Source organism: Faecalicatena orotica (assembly GCF_905197545.1).
GTDB classification, from domain to species: domain Bacteria; phylum Bacillota; class Clostridia; order Lachnospirales; family Lachnospiraceae; genus Faecalicatena_A; species Faecalicatena_A orotica.
On sequence record NZ_CAJJZH010000008.1, the window covers coordinates 84,833 to 103,917 of the forward strand.

Below are 19,085 nucleotides of genomic sequence, written 5' to 3' on the forward strand. Positions count from 1 at the left end.
TTATGAGAACACAAAGAATTGATTTGATAGAAAAATATATTATGCGGGAGAAGTCTGTCACCCTCGATGTCCTCTGCGAGGAATTCAAGGTTTCCAAGAATACCATCCGCAGAGACATTGACTCGCTGGCAGAAAAGGGCGTAATCCGGAAAGTATACGGCGGAGTTACAGCCGTATCCGCATCCGGGCTTTCTCCCAAACTGATCCCCTATGAGACCCGCCACTTCACACTCCCTGAAGAAAAAGATAAAATATGCAGGCTGGCTTCACAATATGTGAAAGACGGGGATATCATCTACATAGACACCGGCACGACGTGCCTCAATATGGTCGACCATATTTCAGACAGGCAGTGTACCATCCTGACCAACAGCCTGCAGGTATGTCTGAAGGCCGTGCCCTATCCGAACCTGAACATCATCTCCCTCCCCGGGAAATTAAAGCGAGAAACCCTGTCCTATGTAGGAAGCGAAATCGTAGATTACCTTAAGACATATAATATAGGAAAAGCCTTCATGGCATGCTCCGGGGCCACCATAGAAAACGGCCTTACAAATGCCACGACAGAAGAATACATCGTAAAGAAAGCTGTCATGGAAAACACGGGCGAGTCATACCTTCTGGCGGACCACACAAAATTCGGGCACTTCTCCCTGATGACCTATGCACATCTGGAGGATATTGATTATATTATCACGGACCAGACACCGGGAAATGAGTATACAGATTTTTGTCAGGAACACCAGATACAGATCGTAACTTGTAAGGAGTCAAATACCTCACGGGAGTAAACGGATAATAAAAAATAAGCATATTCAAAAACCTGCGGTCAGGTTATCTGAATATGCTTACGTTCATAGAAATATTCGTATACATAAAGTTTTATAAATATCTGAAGAGTTCTTTCGCCTCTTCTTTTTTCGTTGTGTCCTGAATATCCAGCACCTCTGCCTTAACAGTCTTTGTTCCAAACTGGATTTCAATAATATCCCCCGGCTTCACTTTCACGGACGCCTTTGCCACGGTTCCGTTGACAAGCACTCTCCCTGCATCACACGCTTCATTCGCAACACTGCGTCTCTTGATAAGCCGTGAAACTTTTAAAAACTTATCTAACCTCATACTTTATCCTTCCATTAATAAAGCACTTATAATGCATACATTACAAGTGCTTTTTCATGTGTTTTATCTTATTGATTCAATAGCAATTAAGCGTTAACAGCGTCTTTTAAAGCTTTTCCAGCTTTGAATTTCGGTGCCTTGCATGCATCAATCTTCATTGTCTTGCCTGTCTGAGGATTTCTTCCTTCTCTTGCTGCTCTTTCGCTTACTTCGAATGTACCAAATCCTACTAACTGTACTTTATCGCCTTTTTTTAACTGCTCGGATACCACGTCGATAAAAGCCTTTAATGCTTTTTCAGAGTCTTTCTTAGAAATTTCTGCACTTTCTGCAATAGCTGCTACTAATTCTGTTTTGTTCATGGATAAATTCCTCCTCTTTATTGTACTAGAATATAATATTCTACAGTTTAGCAAAGGCTTTCATGTACTGGCGTTCACATGTTTTGCCCTTATGTACTGTTATAACTGTTTCACATATTTTTGTCAAGGATTTTTCCCGTATTTGCGCGCTTTTAGGCACTTTTTTAGGGTTTTTTAAGATTTTCCAGCCAGGGTGCTCCGGCTGGAAAATTATTCCTGACACGATATGTTACATCATCTTATCGATCATGGCAAGAACTTCTTTGCCCATCTGTTCTGATTTGGCATCTGCATCTTCCAGAGACGTGCCTTTTACGCCATAATAGAACTTCACTTTCGGTTCTGTTCCGGATGGTCTTACGCATAACCATGCATCGTCTGTCAAATCGTAATAAAGAACATTGGAATTCGGAAGTCCGGTTCCGGTTACTTCACCTGTCTCCATATCTTTGATTGTGTCAGCCTTGTAATCTCTTGCCTTTAATACTTTATATCCCGCAATCTCCATCGGTGGATTCTTGCGCAGTGTCTCCAGGATCTCCTGAATCTTAGCCAGTCCCTCGATACCCTTCAGCGTAATCGCCTGAATATCGTCTTTGTAATATCCATAACGGTCATACAGTGCAATCATGGCATCCCACAGGTTCATTCCCAGTGTCTTATAATAAGCTGCCGCCTCACAGAGTGCCATTGTAGCAACGATAGCATCCTTGTCCCTTGCATGGGTACCGATCAGGCAGCCATAGCTTTCTTCGAATCCGAATAAATATTCACCCTTACCGCTTGTCTCAAATCCGAGTATCTGCTGTCCGATAAACTTAAATCCGGTAAGGACCTCGATCAGTCCTGCATCATAATACTTTGCGATCGCGTCTGCCATATTGGAAGTTACGATTGTCTTGATCAGATATCCGTCTTCCGGCAGGCCTTTCAGCTCTTTTCTCTCTCCGATCTCATAGTCAGCAAGCAGGCATCCTGACATATTCCCTGTCAGATCATGGTAAACGCCATCTTTGTCCTTCACGCGGACGCCAAGCCTGTCAGCATCCGGGTCTGTAGCCAGCACGATGTCTGCATCTACTTCTTTTGCCAGCTTCAGTCCCAGCTCAAATGCTTCAGCAGCCTCTGGATTCGGATAGGATACGGTCGGGAACTCTCCATCCGGCAGTTCCTGCTCTTTTACTACATAAACATTTTCAAACCCAAGCTCTTTTAAGATACGGCGGGCCGGGATATTACCGGTGCCGTGCAGCGGGCTGTACACAATCTTCAGATCCTTGCCCACAGCGTCGATGGCATCCTGATGGAGAACCTGCTTTTTAAGCTCTGCTATGTAGGCATCATCAACATCTGCACCAATGACTTCATACAGTCCGGCAGCCTTTGCTTCCTCCAGGCTCATGGTCTTCATCGTGGTATAGTCTTCCACTGCCTTTACCTCATCCATGATTCCTTTGTCATGAGGTGGTGTGATCTGTGCGCCGTCTTCCCAATACACTTTGTATCCGTTATATTCCGGCGGGTTATGGCTGGCTGTGATATTGATTCCTGCGATGCATCCTAACTTCCTCACTGCATAGGACAGCTCCGGTGTAGGGCGCAGGGACTCGAATACATAGGATTTAATCCCGTTCGCAGCCAGACATAATGCCGCTTCGGATGCAAATTCAGGTGACATGCGGCGTGAATCGTATGCGATTGCAACGCCTTTTCCCGCATTGCCACTTTTCATTATATAATTCGCCAGACCCTGTGTTGCCTTTCTGACGGTATAAATATTCATACGGTTGGTTCCTGCCCCGATAATTCCGCGAAGCCCTGCCGTACCAAACTCCAGATCTGTGTAAAAACGCTCTTTAATCTCGTTATCATCCTCTGCAATGCTTCTCAGTTCTGCCTTTGTGTCCTCATCAAAATATGGGTTGGCTAACCATTCCTCGTATCTCTCTTTGTAATCCATACTGGTACCTCCTGCCTTAATTGTATGTTCCTATTATACAACAGGCAGTTATAAATTAAAAGTAAATATATTCTCTAAAAATCGCAGTTTTTCTTCCGTCTGCGTAATTGCTGTCTGGAGTTTCTCTACATTTTTCTCGGGGATCCACGCTTTGTTCGAGTGGTAATAGGTATTTGCCGTTTTCCAGAACTTTTCCGGATAGGCAAGGCTCAGTGCCATATACTCCAGTTCCCGCGTATCCAGCGGACGTATCTCCTGATAGGCCGAAAGCATGGACTGCCCCAGGTTCTCGTTCCACTGGTGTTTTTCCATCACTTTCCGCAAAAAATAATACAGGTCCTGGACCTGAACGTCCACCCGGAAGTGTTCGAAATTTGTCGTCGCAATCCCGCCCGGGGTAAACAGCACGTTGTGATAGTTGTAGTCCCCGTGCACCAGTCTTAGTTCTTCGATGCTTTCCTGATACAGGCTGTCATATCTGGAATTTTCCAGCCTCTTGATCACCTGTTCTGCAAGTGAATACATCTGGTCAAAATATTCCAGAAACAGAAACTCAAATGCGCCTTTAGAAACTTTATTTCTAATAAAGGCACGCACTTTTTTCAATTCCCGGTTATGTCTGAGAAACTCATCCTTCAAATGCCGTCCTGTAGGCGGACGTATGACCGCATCCTCATCTATTGGGTCCATATCTCCGACAATCTGGCTCCACTGCATTTTCTGATGAAGCTGTGCCAGATTTCTCGCAGCCTGAAGCACTTCATATTCCCGTTTCACATCACATTCTCTGCCAGAAAACCATTTTTTCAGCATGTATCTGGATCCGTCTCTCGATACGCTGACCAAATCCCCTTCTTTGTTATAGACCGGAGTATCAACATTTGGATAACCTGCCGCTTCCAGATTCTTAAGGACAATATACAATAAAGGGACACGCCTGTCTGAAACATCAGCTTCCTTCAACAGCATCGTGCCCTCTTTTGTGTCGCAAAAAAACGCACCCCTTATTTTGCGGGTGCCTTTCACTTCTATATCATATTGTTCTAAGACTTCTAATTCATAATCTCTCATGGCTGCCCCCTGTTTCTACGATTTAACTCTTTCTAATCTATGAAAGGGACAGCCTGAGTATGCTAAATGCCAAGCTTTTCTTTTACATAATTACATAATTTTTCTTTCTCATTCATCTCTGGTTCATCAATGACAAGCTCCAGCAGTTCATTGAGTATGTCTCCCATCTGTTTTCCCGGCTTCATGCCAAGCTTCAGCAGATCCCTGCCGCCTACTTTGAGCTGCCTTAGAGTCACACACTGGTCATTGATCAGCGCCTCCTGGTACAACTCACGCATTGCCACGATATTTTCAATCTTTGCGCGCCGCTTATATGGACTCTGCGCCTTGACATCCGCCATACGGACCGCCAGATAATAAGGGAACAGCTCCACGCCGATCCGGTTCATGGCACGGCGGACATTCTGTGGAGTCGCCTCAATCCGGTAATCGTGGTAGCAGACAAGGCGTGTCACCGTCTTAACCGTTTCATTATCAAACTTCAGGCGCCTGAGGACTTTCCGCGCAATCTCCTCGCTGACGAGTGCGTGGCCTTTAAAATGATCAACACCTTTTTCATCCGTAGTCTTCATCGCCGGCTTTCCCATATCATGGAAAAGCATTGTGAGACGGAGAATCTTGTCCTTCTTGACATTTTTCAGCGCATGGAGCGTGTGGTCCGCCACATCATACCTGTGATGGCGTGTATTCTGTTCCACGCCTACCATCGCATCCCACTCCGGAAGTATCACCTTCGTAATACCCAGCTCATACGCATCCTGAATCAGCTCCGGATGGTTCGATGTCAGCAGCTTCACAAGTTCTACCTGAATCCGCTCTGCACTGATATTTTTTAAAGTAGGAGCCAGCGTCCTGACCGCCTCGGCCGTGTTTTTCTCAATCGGAAAAGCAAGCTGTGCAGAAAACCGCACCGCCCTCAAAATCCTGAGCGCATCCTCGGAAAACCGCTCCATCGGGTCACCCACACAGCGGATCAGGTGGTGGTTCAGGTCCTGCATCCCGCCAAACACATCCACAAGGCGGATCTCATCATTATAAGCCATCGCATTGATCGTAAAGTCCCTGCGCCTTAAATCCTCCTCCAGATTCGTTGTAAACGTCACCTCTTTCGGATGACGGCTGTCCTCATACTGCCCGTCAACCCGGTACGTCGTTACCTCAAACCCGTCCTTACCGATCATGACCGTGACCGTCCCATGCTCAATCCCGGTATCCACCGTCCTGCGAAACAACCGCTTAATCTCCTCCGGCTTCGCCGAAGTCGTAATATCCCAGTCCTCCGGCCTGCGGCAGAGAATCGAATCCCGCACACAGCCTCCCACCGCAAAAGCCTCATAGCCATGCAGCTGAAGATTATTAATAATCATAATCACTTTTCTTGGCAACTCTATCTTCATGTAAATCTTCCTTTCAAAAAAGGGACATCCGCAAAGGGGTCAGACCCTTTTGCGCTCCGTTTTCAGAATTGTTTTATAATTTCCTGCTCACGTTTTTGACAAGTAAATATTATAACTTGTCTTTGCTGTTCGCTCAACCATTTTAAAGTAGATTTTAATCTTTTTTCGTCATAAAATGCAAATGCATCATCGAAAATGACCGGAAGCGGCTCTTCATAAAGGATTTCCGCCGCTGCCATTCTCAGTGCAAAATATACCTGCTCGATCGTTCCGGCAGATACCCTCTCCACCGGAATCCGCCGTCCGTCTTCCAGCAATGTCATATTCAGCTGTTCGTCGACAAGGAGCCTTGTATAACGTCCTTCTGTTATCTGCCCTAAAATACCGGAGGCTTTCCGGTTCAGTATGTCCCCGAACCCCTGTACCATTTGGCGGGAGGCAGACAGCAGCTTCTCTTCCGCCATCTGCAGCGCCTGGCTTGTCATTTGCAGGTTTTTAATCTTCGGCTCAGGCATATCCAGTTCCGCAAGCTGTTCCTGAAGATTCTGGAAACGCACCTGCTTTTCCTTCCATTCCGATTTTATCCTCTGGTTTTCCCATTTCAGCTTTTGCAGATATTCTTTTTCCTGTTCTATTTTTTCAGACTTTTGAAATTGTTTGTCCTTACCCTGTTGATTTTCTATTTGCTTCTGAAGTTCTTCTCCGCCATATTTTTTATGAAACCGATGGCGTATTGACTTTATGCCGCCAAAACAAACCAGAAGAATGCCTGCCACAAGAATCATCCATGACATGGCCGAAATGGCTCCGCCTCCTGTAAATATGGACTGCGATCCTGTGAAGAAACTCCAGATTCTACCTGCAATGCCCGCGATGATTCCCAGTAATCCAAGGGTTATGTAGCTCTTGCCCGAATCTGTATCTGGATGCTTCTTCTGGCCAGCATCTTCGTTATATGCTTCGCCCCGCCCGTCTTTATCCGGTTCATCCATCTCCCCGGGCAGTTCCATATCCCGCAGCAAATCCCGGGAAGTTTTGAGTTTCTCCTGATTATCTTCCAGCTCGCTTTGCAGCTTTTCGGCATCCTTCGTGACGTACTGGCATTCGCGGCGGATTATCTCCCGCTTTTCTTCCTGCTTTTCATACAGTATCTTTATTTCCTGCTCAACGGACTTCTTCCGCATCCGCAGTTTATCCAGAGCACCTGACAAATCCACCGTGCTGCTCCCGGTCTCATAATAATTGGCCGCGTAATTTTTCAATTCCTCCGCCAGTTCCTGCCCCGGCCGCGCTGAAAGCTGCCCGACCGCAATTGTATTATCGAAGGATTCTTTCGTCATCCCGCCAAGCAGCATCTCCAGATCACCGTCTTCAACAGATAGTTCCTCCCCGTCATCCTCACAGACCAGACTTGCACTTTTCGTATACCTGTCAAAACTCCGCTCCAGCCGGAACTGTTTCCCGCCGCTTGTAAAACGCATGATCCCCGCGTAATAATTGGGATTCTCCCAAGGCTCATAACGGCTGAACTCATCGTTTTGCGCAGCCCTTCCCCTGCCGCGGTCAAGGCCGAAAAGCATCGCTTTTATAAATGCATAAATCGTAGATTTTCCATATTCATTTTCACCATAAAAAATCTGAATCCCATCCTCCATAAAAAAATGGCAGTCCGAAAATTTTCCAAAATTCTTTAGATAAAGTTCCCTTATCTCCATACTCTTCCACTTTCTTTATATCAGACTGTTCTCCAAAAGCGCCTGAACCCCTTCCTGTAATGCCTGGTATTCTATACTTCCTTCTGTACAGCCTGAGAACTCCCCGATAAACTTTCCGATCAGGTTATCCTGATTTTCTTCATACAATTTCTGATAGTCGTAAGCCGGCCTCGTCTCATCCTCAATCTCGAGAATATTTCCATACACATCCATATGGGCCGTATCAAACTCCACATCAGCGTCCCGGTACCCCCTCAGAATAAACTTATACACATTCTGAACACCGCGCTTTTCCACAGTTCCTTTAATGTAATCCTTCACACTGCCGTTCGTCATAGACTCATTTACCCGCAGCGCAAGATGAATATATTCACGGGATGCATAAGGAACAAACTCAACATGGGTCCCCTTCTCCGTAATTTCCCCCCGGACAAACCCGTGCTGCCCGGTATCATTTTTATCCACAGGCTCCAGCGCCCCTGCGTAAACAGCCAGATTCTTAACCAACACCTGCGGTTTGTGGATATGCCCCAGTGCGACATAATCAAACCCCGAATTTTCAAAAGCATCCGTTCGGACAGGCACATGCTTCTCGTCCCCGCCATGCGCCAGAAGAATCTCATATTCCGCCGTCCCCGGGGCTTTAAGGTTATAGCGTTCCTCGCGTATCTCCCTCGCATGATAACTGAATCCGTACACCGCCAGATTAAATTCCTGCAGCATCACATAACCAAGCTCACTGCCAAGCAAAGGGTGGACATTCTCATTCCACTGGAACGTACGGTAATAGGACCCCTTTTTTATATAATCATGGTTACCCACAATAAAAACAACCTGAGTATGTGACAATGTGGAAAACAGATAATTCACTTCCTTTAACTCCCTCAAAAGAGGCTGCCGGTGAAACAAATCACCTGCAATAAGCAAAACATCCGTTTTTTCCTCCTCACACAGGGCAATAACCTGTGAAAAACTCTCCCATATCTCCTGCGGACGCCCCGCAGAATAAGCACTTCCGGCATCCGGCTGCGCCCCGAGATGCACATCAGCAATGTGGATAAATCTCATCATGTCCTCCATAATCTCCATTTTGGTACACCACAAAAGTCAATTGGGGACGTAACCTTTTTGAAGTTTGTTACGTCCCCAATTAATTGTTCTATAGTTCGCAGTTATTCACAGTTCTCGGGAATGGCACTACGTCGCGGATGTTTGACATTCCTGTCAGGTACATGACGCATCTTTCGAATCCAAGGCCGAATCCTGCATGTCTTGTTGAACCATATTTTCTCAGATCGAGATAGAATTTGTAGTCTTCTTCATTCAGGTTCATTTCTTTCATTCGTTCTGTCAGCTTGTCGTAATCGTCTTCTCTCTGGCTTCCTCCAATGATTTCACCGATTCCCGGCACCAGACAGTCGACTGCTGCCACTGTCTTGCCGTCTTCGTTCAGCTTCATGTAGAATGCTTTGATTTCTTTCGGGTAATCTGTTACGAATACAGGGCGTTTATAAACTTCCTCTGTCAGGTAGCGCTCGTGTTCTGTCTGAAGGTCTGTCCCCCAGTGTACCTTGTACTCGAACTTGTCATTGTTTTTCTCAAGCAGTTCGACTGCTTCTGTATAAGTAACTCTTGCAAAGTCTGAGTTGACTACATTCTGGAGTCTGCCCAGCAGCCCCTTGTCCACAAAGGAATTGAAGAAGTTCATTTCTTCCGGTGCGTTCTCAAGAACGTAGGAGATTACATACTTCAGCATGGCTTCTGCCAGGTCCATATTGTCATCCAGATCTGCAAATGCTATCTCTGGTTCGATCATCCAGAATTCTGCGGCGTGGCGTGTAGTGTTGGAATTTTCTGCGCGGAAGGTTGGTCCAAAGGTGTAGATGCTTCTAAACGCCTGTGCAAATGTCTCCCCGTTGAGCTGTCCACTCACAGTCAGGCTTGTCTCTTTTCCGAAGAAATCCTGACTGTAATCAACGGTGCCGTCGGGGTTCTTCGGTACATTTTCCATATCCAGAGTTGTGACTCTGAACATCTCGCCCGCACCCTCACAGTCGCTTCCTGTAATCAGTGGTGTGTGGACATATACGAAACCTCTCTCCTGAAAAAATTGGTGGATCGCATATGCAATCAGAGAGCGCACTCTGAATACTGCCTGAAACGTATTTGTTCTCGGACGCAAATGTGAAATTGTTCTGAGATATTCGAAACTGTGCCGTTTCTTCTGCAGCGGATAGTCCGGTGCAGAGGCGCCTTCGACGGAAATTTCGTCTGCCTGAATCTCAAATGGCTGTTTTGCCTGTGGTGTCGCTACCAGTGTTCCGGTTACTACGATCGCTGCCCCTACATTCTGTTTGGAGATCACATCGAAGTTCTCCATTTTATCATGATATACAATCTGCAGCGGTTCAAAATAAGAACCGTCGTTTACAACAATAAATCCAAAAGTCTTAGAGTCGCGGATGCTGCGGATCCATCCTCCGACAGTTACCTTCTTGTCCAAATATTCTTCTCTGTTTTTAAATAATTCTCGAATTGTCACCAGGTCCATACCAAATACTCCTTATTCCCTTTATATTTTATCCTTCATAAAACACCGGACGGGTGCGGTGAATCACCAAACACACTCTGGCACTATTATAACACTGAATCCGCCTGAAATTCAATCCCGTTCTGTCTTCTGGCCTCATCTGTAACCCGCAAAGTATCCAGAGAATACTTTTTGTAGGGATGTTCTATGCATTTTTCCTTCACAAGCCGGACAAATTCCTGTACCTCGTAAACCATATTGTTCTTTGCGGGTGTATAAGGGATAGCTTCTCTTCTGCCGTCCCGGAACACGATTTCCAGCGTATCCGGCTGTGAAATTTTTCCTATAAGAATACTTCCCTCTTCTCCGAGGAATATACTCGGATTGACAGATTCCGTAATTTTTGAGTAAACCGCCTCGGCAGTCACATCCCCATACTGCATCATTACGATTCCATTTCCCTCAAAACCATTTTCAAGTTTCGTGGAAAACGCTTTTATTTCCTGCGGCATACCGAGCATTCTGACTAACGTGTGTATACAATAGACCCCGATATCCATAATTGCTGCATTTGAAAGTTCAGGGTTGAATGCATTGAGGATCTTACCTGCACGGAACTTATCATAACGTGAAGAATACTGGCAATACTCCATCGTCACACGCCTCAGCCTGCCGATGCGCGGAAGATTCTCTTCCACCAGCCTGAATGCAGGGTCAAAATCAGGCCTCATGGCTTCCAGCAGCACGACTTCATTCTGTCGGGAGCATTCAAACATCGCTGCCGCTTCTCTTTCATTTACAGCCATAATCTTCTCACACAAAACATGTTTCTTATGACGCATGGCCTCAATTGCCTGCGGACAGTGTGCATAAGTAGGCGTTGCAATGTAAACAGCCTCTATGTCTGACTGCAGAAATTCCTCATAGTCCGTATAAACATTTGGAATCTGATGCCTGCAGGCAAACCCGTCCCCTGTCTCCTGTTTTCTCGAATAAACCGCATATAGTTCCACATCCGGCACTTTTGCCGCTGCTTCAGCGAGCCAGTCACTTATAAAATTCGTTCCTACAATTCCCAGCTTCAAATTTCCTTTCCTCATCTTCCTGATTATTTCGATCTTAGTTATTTAACCTTATTTTTTATATAATACTTATCATATAATAGTAAATATAGAATACCATCTTATCCTTATAAGTCAAGATATTCCCGCCTTTCAAGTATAGATACGTATCTGTTTGCTAAAAAAATATATCTTTGCACATTAGATCTCCTGTGCAAAGATATATTTCAAATTAACGAAATTTTTTCTTCTATATCTCAGGGCAACCAGTCTCCTGCCTGAATATCTCTTCCATTCTGCCCCATGACTTTTCTAGAGTTTCTTCTAGTCTGAAAAGCCCTGAATAACCTACGATAAAGATTTCCGCCCCCGCATCAAACAGTTTTTTGTATGTTTTTTGATTGCAGGATCCGTCTATCTGGATCTGGTAATGATACCCGTTTTCTTCCTTCAGGCGTTTCGCCAGCCTTACCTTTTCCAGCATCTCTTCAATAAACGGCTGTCCTGCAAATCCCACGTCAATCGTCATAATCGTAAGCAGGTCAATCCGTTTCAGGTACTGTTCAGCCATACTAAGGGGCGTTGCCGGATTCAACACAACCCCTTTTTTACATCCCAGATTCTCTATCTCATTCAGAACCCTGTATGCATTCGCATTGATTGTTTCAGCATGAGGAGAAATATAATCCGCCCCGGCATCTGCTACACGTTCAATCCAGTCCAGCGGGTCTGTCGTCATCAGGTGAACATCTATCGGCTTTTTTGCAACACTTTTAAATACTTTCACCATATCCGGGGACAATGTAATATTTTTGCAGTAATGTCCATCCATGATATCTACATGGTACAGATCCGCATGCCGGTTTAGTATTTCCATATCCTCCCTGACATTCAGAAAATCCATGCACATCAGGGACGGTGCAAATTGAGGTCTCATCCTGTCCCTCCTGTTAAGGCTGATAATCCGGCAGATACTGCTGGATTGCTTTTACGGCTTCCTCTGTTTTCATATTCTCCGGAGTCAGGATGAACACACCTGTATCTACCTGTTTTTCCACCGTTTCGCCATTCAAAAGTTTCATAATAGATACAACCCCCTCATACCCCATTGTATAAGGATTTTGAAGTGCTGCTGCATCAATAATCCCTTTTTCCATAGCTGTTAAAACATCTTCACTTACATCCACCACGCATAATTTCACTTCATTTGTAATGCCTGCTTTATTAAACGCATTTAGTGCCCCCTGTGCCGCAGCGTCATTAGTAGCAAAAATCAGATCCAGATCGGGATTTGCCGTCAGGAAATTGGAACAAATATTTTCTGCTTCTGCAATATCTGATTTTGCCAGCTGGATTCCCAGATATTCCATGCCTGCATTTTCCGCCATCGCCTGTTCAAAGCCATCAGGACGGTCTTTACCTGCCGCAAATTCATAGCTGTCACCGATGATTGCATAACTTCCCTTCGTATCCTTTCCCAGCTCCTCCAACATATGTTCCCCTAATTTTTTGCATCCTTCTATATTATTCGTGTAAAAGAATGAGTCCGCTTCATTTGGCTCTACACCACTGTCCACAGTCACAACATGGACGCCCTCTGCAATTGCATTTTTCACAGGTTCCAGAAGTGCCTCAGGATCTGTAGCTGCCAGAACGATTCCATCCACCTGGGCTGTAACGGCATTATTCATAATGTCAATCTGCCCGGTCGCATCCCCGTTTTTCGGAGGCCCGTCATATTTCACCTGAATATTACCATACTCCTCCTTTAAGTCAGCTGCCGCATCCTCAGCCCCCTGCTTTACAGCAAGCCAGTATGCGGATGCTGTTGACATCGGGATTACCTGAATCTCTGCTGTATCTCCACTTTTCGTATCTTCTTTTTTAGAGCCTTCCCCAGAACCTCCGGCCCCATTTGTCCCGCATGCGGTCAGGCCTAATACCATACACATTACCAAAGCTGCAGCTATTTTCTTTTTCATAAGTTTTTCATCCTCTTTCTTCTATAATTTTATATCTTGTTTCCTTAACCGGATAACCAGCCTTTACACTAATTGATATTCTCTTGTATTCTCTTACATTTCTTTCCTTCTCCGTACATTATCAATAAATACGGCGCATACAAGAACGATTCCGATTAAAAGCTTTTGCCAGTATGTGGATACACCCATAAGCTGAAGCCCATTTGACAGCACGGTCATAATCAGTGCCCCAACCAGCGCCCCCGGTATGCTGCCTTCACCACCGAACAGACTCCCTCCGCCGATAACAACGGCCGCGATTGCATTCATTTCATATCCCTCTCCGGCAAGTGCCACACCGCAGTTTAATCTGCACAGCATCAGGGCACCCGCGATTCCACTCAGAATACCGCTCATTAAATAAATCATAAATAACTTTGTCTTTACCTTAATCCCCGAAAATCTGGCTGCCTCCTCGTTACTTCCGATCGCATATGTATACCTTCCAAATCTTGTCTTGCTTAATAAAACATGAGCCACGACCGCGAAAATCAGTGTAATGATCGTGATACTTGGTATTATTCCCAGCAGATTCAGGTTTGAAAATGCTTTGATGGAAGCAGGCAGACTATAAATATTATTCCCTCCGCAGCTCAGCAGGGCAACTGCCTCAAATACATACATCGTTCCCAGCGTGGCAATAAACGCGGGGATTCCCAGTATGGCCACCAGAATTCCATTGATTGCTCCAACAAATGCTCCCAAAAGAATTGCCAGTGTTATCGCCAATAGCACCGGTACATGGTATTGTGTAATCAAAATCGCAGACATGATACAGGACAGCCCGACTGTCGTGCCCACTGACAGGTCAATCCCTTTACTAACGATTACAAACGTCTGTCCTACCGCAAGCAGTCCTACTACTGACACCTGCTGCAGCAGGTAATATAAATTTCTTGTGGAAAAAAATCCCTTGGCAATCACAGAGAATACCAGCAGCATAAGCACCAGTACTAAAAGAACTGTCAGTGAATTTAACCTTTCCTTAAAAGCTTCTTTCTTTTTTGTACCCATTTTATACACCTCCCGCTTATCTCTGCTGTGCCAACATCAACTCTTCTTCTATTGTTTCCCGCCCGTAACTTCCTGTGATCCGCCCTTTTGCCATGACCTCAATCCTGTCGCAGACCCCTTTCAGTTCCGGGTTATAGGAAGAGATCACCAACACGGCACATCCCTGCTTTGCAAGTTCTCTGATCACCTCATATACCTTGGCTTTTGCAAGAACGTCTATCCCCTTTGTAGGTTCGTCAAAAATCAGGATCCTTGCACCGGAAGCAATCCACTTCCCAATAGATATTTTTTGTTGGTTTCCGCCGCTTAGATTCATCAGCTTCTGTTTTGGCGAACTACACTTTACACCTAGTTTCCCTATCATTTCTTCTGCCATCCGGCTGATGCCGCGGTCATCAGCCATTCCTTTTTTAATTACCTCTTTCCTGCCAGCAACCAGACTTGGTATTGACAGATTAAACTGAAGAGACATCGTCAGGTTCAGCCCGCCCGTTCTCCTGTCCTCATTGATGTAACCGATTCCGTGCCTTAATGCATCATTTTCATTCCTGATATGTACTTCTTTGCCGTTAACAAAAATATGTCCGCATTTCGCTTTATCTTCGCCGATAATCAGATGTGCAAGTTCCGTACGTCCGGCCCCGATCAGCCCCGAAAGCCCAACCACTTCCCCATAGCGGACCGTAAGGTCCAGAGGGCTCACTACCCCTCCGCCAAACCCTTTTAATTCAAGAGCCGTTTCTTCGGTCGTATAATTCTGATATGCCGGGTAGAAATCGCTTGCTTTTTCCCCGATCATGAAGCCGACAAGCTGATTCTCAGTTAAGCCTTCCATCATACCGTGGAAAGCAACTTTTCCGTCCTTCATGACAACGCATCTGTCCGCCATCATGATGGCATCCTCCAGATAATGTGTGATAAAAATAATTGTGAGGCCGTCCTGCTTCATCTTCCTCATAATCTCAAACAGTTTTTCTTTTTCCTTTGTCGTCAGCGATGTGGTAGGTTCATCAAAAATAACAATTTGGGGATTTTGGGAAATACATTTTGCAATCTCACATATCTGCTGCTGGGAAACACTCATACCAAGCAGTTTCCTGTCCGGCGCTATATCATCGATTCCCATTCTCGCAAGCATTTCCGCGGCAACTTCAAGTTGTTTCTTCTTATCTACAAAAGCTCCTTTTAGAGGCTCATTTGCCAGCACAATATTCTCTGCCACCGTCAAATGGGGAACATTACTCAATTCCTGAAATACTATACCAATCCCGTTTTTTCGGCTCTCCTCGGCACTTCCCAGCTCCGCCTCCCTGCCTTCAATGAATATCTGTCCTTCGTCTTTTTTATAGACTCCGGACAGAATTTTCATCAGAGTGCTTTTCCCTGCGCCGTTCTGCCCGAGAAGTGCAAGGATTTCACCTGAATACGCCTTAAAGCTCACATCATCTAATGCCTTATTGGAAAAGAAAGTCTTGGTAATATGTTTAAATTCTATCATGTTCCATTTCCCGCCTTTCTTATTCCTGAGATTTCCTATTCACTGTCATCTGTTCCAAGGGCGTACTTAGGTGCTACACAGATATGTCCCAAAACGTTATACTTTCTTGCCCTGCATGCACCTGGCACATTATTCGCACTCTGGTGCACGGCTGCATAACCTAATGTGGCAAACTTCATGGCCTCCTTGAACTGGGGTGGTATTCCGATTGCAAAAGAAGTTTCTACTTTCAGTTCAGGCAGTCTCTCCTGAATATTTTTCAAAAGGGTCTTATTATAAGCACCACCGCCGCTTGCATACATTACCTCTGTATCAGACAGGTCGACAAACTCACGTATACTTGAAACAATCGCTTCCGCCGAGAACACATTAAAAGTCGCCATAATATCTTCATCCGAAAGATGGGAGTATTTCTGCCTCATTTTTTCAGAATATTCACAGTCAAAATCATCTCTCCAGGCTGATCTCGGATAAGGTCTTGTTAGAAAATCCGCCGTCATCAGTTCTTTTAACATTTCTTCGTCATACTTTCCTCTGGCTGCAATGGCTCCATCTTTATCATAATTCACGCCAAAATATTGTTTTGCTATGTAATCCATCATGATATTCCCGGGTCCGCAGTCATACCCAAGCATTTTCTTTCTGTTTTTGTAAACCTTGTGAACATTAGAGATTCCGCCGATATTCAAAGTCAGGGTTGGTTTTTCATTTCTGAACAGCACATAGTCTACATACTGCATCAAAGGTGCCCCCTGCCCTCCTACTGCATGGTCTGCGGGGCGGAACTGTGATACGGTCGTGATGTCGGTATAGGCTGCAACCACATTTCCATCACCGAAGCAGAATCCGTATGCATAAATATCATCCAGAAACAGATCCGGATAATCATTTTCAAACATTTCATCTGTAACCGCATCTGCCTTCGCCCTGTCTGTCTGATGGAGGAATACCTGCTGCCCGTCCACTCCGATGCATTCAATCTCATCCGCCGTGTGCCCGGTTTCTTTCAGCAGTTTTTTTACCGCAATCCCAAAAAATCCTCCTATTGCATAGTTTAATTTAGCAAGATCGTTAAGCCCAAGTTTTAAGTCAAATGCATCCCAGATCATCTCGTTCAGACGCTTTGGCCAGTCAACTGAAATTCCCCCCAGATATTTCGGAGGGTTTGGCTGGTGATCCTCTGCCATTGAAATCTCCGCTAATACACAATCCACTCCATCACAGGAACTGCCACTATTTAATCCAATAATTAATGCCATAACATTACACACCTTTCTTTTTTGTTATTGCCACAGGGGTTTTCACCCGGGAAAGAAAGCATTCGTACAAATACAATTAGCCGGCGTAGTATTTATCTGGCTGCCCGCGTGATAACGCAAAAAACGCCAACACAATAAATTGTGTTGGCGTCCATAACCTTTACACGAAACTATGCAAATCAACCATGAATTTGCTTTCTTTCTCTTCTGTTTGAGCAAATAATACCATTCATTTTTTCTTTTGTCAATAAGTTTTATGCATTTTTATCATAAAAATATATTTTCGTTTGCTTTTATTATGATATATGCACCATTCTCATTTCGGAATTCCACACTCCCTTTGAATTCATCACAGACAATGGACTGAATCACCATTAACCCAATTCCGGTCTGATCATCCGGATCGAAGTCATCCGGGAACCCATTTCCTGTATCCCTGTATTCGATTATGATCATGTCCTCCCCGCGGCTGATCCTGATGTCAATCTTCAGGTCCTCTTTCCTTGCATGTTTAATACTGTTATTAATTAATTCATTGACTACAAGTGCCAGAGAAGCCGATCTGTTGTACGGCACAAAAACTTTATCAGTATGTACTGTGACTTCTGCACTCTGGCTGTAAAACTTCTGTATTTCCCCGATAATTTCTTCAATGTCGGCCACATTTCTCGTTGAAGGGTCATGGGCCAGAATATTATGGATCGTTGCGATGCTCTTAATGCGCCCTATGATTTCCTCGATCATCTCCCCCACTTCACCGACACTGTCAGGATTATTCAGTTTGTGACGGAGCATCAGTTTTTCCATCTGAAGCAGACTGATGATCACCTGCAAATTGTTCTTTATCCGGTGATGGCTTTCCTGCAAAAGAACCGAACGCCCCTTCAGGCGCGAATTCTCGATCAGCATCGCGATCTCACGTCCTATCAGTTCCAGATACAATCTGTCTTTTTCGGAGTAAACATAATAGTTCCGATAGAAAACCTGAATCACACCCACATTCTCCCCGTTTGATTTGATCGGGATGCCAAGAACAGTCTCCATGTCATGATTATCATGATCTTCAAAACATGAAAGGAAATCGGAATTCTCAAATATACTAAAATAATACATCTCCTGTTTTTTATTTAGTTCCTCCAATATCTCCTTTTTCATGAAAGGCACCCTTGCGCCTTCTTCATCCGAGATCCGCATAATGCTGTTATTTTTTTCGTCAATCAGATATATTCTGCAGTGGGTCGCTTTCAGCTCTTTTGTTATCCTTTTTGCCAGCTCCTTCATCATATTGCTTTGATCATAACCTTCTCTTATTTCTCCGATACCCTGACTCAAAGCCTGTAGGAACTCTTCCTGCTTCTCATCTTTCTTTAGTCTTTCCCCGCCGAGCATGACATGATATATCTGTGCCGGATTTTTCTTGATGTCTTCCACTAGATACTCTCCGAACGTTTTCCCGTGCGCAATCACGGTAACCTCTTCGCCGATTTTTACAGAGTCCTCCCACTGGCTCGTAAAATACAGGATCATCGTCCCCTGCTTTTTGAGCATCTCAAGTACTCTGAGAAAGCAGCTCATCCCTTTATAAGAAAGTCTTCCGTGGATCTCATCTACCACCAAAAGCCTCGGTTTTAGCGCTGCAGCTTTTAAAATTGACACAAGTGTCCTCTCCTCCTGCGACAGATTCCGGACCTTTGTTCTAACATCCAGCGAATAATCCACCTCTTTCAAAAGTGCAGCACACCTCTGCTCAATTTTCTTTTCCGAAAGGAAAAACGGAATCTTTTCCGTAGAAAGCATAATATTGTCCGCCACCGGCAAGTTGTAATATAGATTTTTTTTCTTGGTAATGAATGCAACCTGATTGTCCTGAACCTTTGCATAATACTCCCCGCCATCCATCGTTATAGTTCCGGACTGAATCGAATTCTCCTCGTGCAGTATCTGCATAAACTCATCGATTGTGTTAATATTGGGACAGATGACGGCCTGTATCCTTGGACCATCCACCATGATACTGACATCCCTGATCCTGCTTCCGGGCGTTTTTCCTGCGACATGCTCCATGCAAAACATAT

At 44.9% G+C, this 19,085-nt stretch carries 16 protein-coding genes; 1 reads left to right on the plus strand and 15 read right to left on the minus strand.

Going from position 1 to position 19,085, the window contains the following annotated elements:
* Positions 1-2 precede the first annotated feature (2 nt).
* Positions 3-791 (plus strand): DeoR/GlpR family DNA-binding transcription regulator, encoded by a 789-nt coding sequence (locus ABIN22_RS16805; RefSeq protein ID WP_346910075.1) that lies wholly within the window; start codon positions 3-5, stop codon positions 789-791.
* Between the two features lie 91 nt (positions 792-882).
* Here the strand turns inward: ABIN22_RS16805 and ABIN22_RS16810 are convergent, their stop codons facing one another.
* The 15 genes from ABIN22_RS16810 to ABIN22_RS16880 form a co-directional block, all read right to left on the minus strand.
* Positions 883-1,122, minus strand: coding sequence for an RNA-binding S4 domain-containing protein (locus ABIN22_RS16810; protein WP_109730799.1), 240 nt, complete (start codon positions 1,120-1,122; stop codon positions 883-885).
* 86 nt (positions 1,123-1,208) lie between these two features.
* Positions 1,209-1,484 (minus strand): non-specific DNA-binding protein Hbs, encoded by a 276-nt coding sequence (gene hbs, locus ABIN22_RS16815; RefSeq protein WP_109730800.1) that lies wholly within the window; start codon positions 1,482-1,484, stop codon positions 1,209-1,211.
* 229 nt (positions 1,485-1,713) lie between these two features.
* Positions 1,714-3,444: a phospho-sugar mutase gene (locus tag ABIN22_RS16820; RefSeq protein ID WP_346910078.1), complete on the minus strand. Its 1,731-nt coding sequence runs from the start codon at positions 3,442-3,444 to the stop codon at positions 1,714-1,716.
* Between the two features lie 48 nt (positions 3,445-3,492).
* Positions 3,493-4,515: a CotS family spore coat protein gene (locus ABIN22_RS16825; RefSeq protein WP_109730802.1), complete on the minus strand. Its 1,023-nt coding sequence runs from the start codon at positions 4,513-4,515 to the stop codon at positions 3,493-3,495.
* A gap of 62 nt (positions 4,516-4,577) precedes the next feature.
* Complete coding sequence (locus ABIN22_RS16830) at positions 4,578-5,912, minus strand: CCA tRNA nucleotidyltransferase (RefSeq protein ID WP_346910080.1); 1,335 nt, start codon at positions 5,910-5,912, stop codon at positions 4,578-4,580.
* A 62-nt stretch (positions 5,913-5,974) separates the two neighbouring features.
* Positions 5,975-7,627: an ATP-binding protein gene (locus tag ABIN22_RS16835; RefSeq protein WP_346910082.1), complete on the minus strand. Its 1,653-nt coding sequence runs from the start codon at positions 7,625-7,627 to the stop codon at positions 5,975-5,977.
* A gap of 15 nt (positions 7,628-7,642) precedes the next feature.
* On the minus strand, positions 7,643-8,695 hold the full coding sequence (locus ABIN22_RS16840) for a metallophosphoesterase family protein (RefSeq protein ID WP_346910258.1): 1,053 nt from the start codon (positions 8,693-8,695) through the stop codon (positions 7,643-7,645).
* A 91-nt stretch (positions 8,696-8,786) separates the two neighbouring features.
* Positions 8,787-10,178 (minus strand): asparagine--tRNA ligase, encoded by a 1,392-nt coding sequence (gene asnS / locus ABIN22_RS16845; protein WP_346910084.1) that lies wholly within the window; start codon positions 10,176-10,178, stop codon positions 8,787-8,789.
* Positions 10,179-10,264: 86 nt separating this feature from the next.
* Positions 10,265-11,257, minus strand: coding sequence for a Gfo/Idh/MocA family protein (locus ABIN22_RS16850; protein ID WP_346910086.1), 993 nt, complete (start codon positions 11,255-11,257; stop codon positions 10,265-10,267).
* Positions 11,258-11,468: 211 nt separating this feature from the next.
* A complete protein-coding gene (gene alsE, locus ABIN22_RS16855) occupies positions 11,469-12,155 on the minus strand; it encodes a D-allulose 6-phosphate 3-epimerase (protein WP_346910088.1) in 687 nt (228 codons plus the stop codon).
* Positions 12,156-12,168: 13 nt separating this feature from the next.
* Positions 12,169-13,200, minus strand: a complete 1,032-nt coding sequence (locus ABIN22_RS16860; protein ID WP_109730809.1) for a sugar ABC transporter substrate-binding protein — start codon at positions 13,198-13,200, stop codon at positions 12,169-12,171.
* A 93-nt stretch (positions 13,201-13,293) separates the two neighbouring features.
* The gene (locus ABIN22_RS16865; protein WP_109730810.1) at positions 13,294-14,253 is read right to left on the minus strand and encodes an ABC transporter permease; all 960 of its coding nucleotides are present in this window, start codon (positions 14,251-14,253) and stop codon (positions 13,294-13,296) included.
* 16 nt (positions 14,254-14,269) lie between these two features.
* Positions 14,270-15,751 (minus strand): sugar ABC transporter ATP-binding protein, encoded by a 1,482-nt coding sequence (locus ABIN22_RS16870; RefSeq protein ID WP_346910090.1) that lies wholly within the window; start codon positions 15,749-15,751, stop codon positions 14,270-14,272.
* A gap of 35 nt (positions 15,752-15,786) precedes the next feature.
* Positions 15,787-17,010, minus strand: a complete 1,224-nt coding sequence (locus ABIN22_RS16875; protein WP_109730812.1) for an anhydro-N-acetylmuramic acid kinase — start codon at positions 17,008-17,010, stop codon at positions 15,787-15,789.
* A gap of 267 nt (positions 17,011-17,277) precedes the next feature.
* Positions 17,278-19,074, minus strand: a complete 1,797-nt coding sequence (locus tag ABIN22_RS16880; RefSeq protein ID WP_346910092.1) for a histidine kinase dimerization/phosphoacceptor domain -containing protein — start codon at positions 19,072-19,074, stop codon at positions 17,278-17,280.
* Positions 19,075-19,085 lie beyond the last annotated feature (11 nt).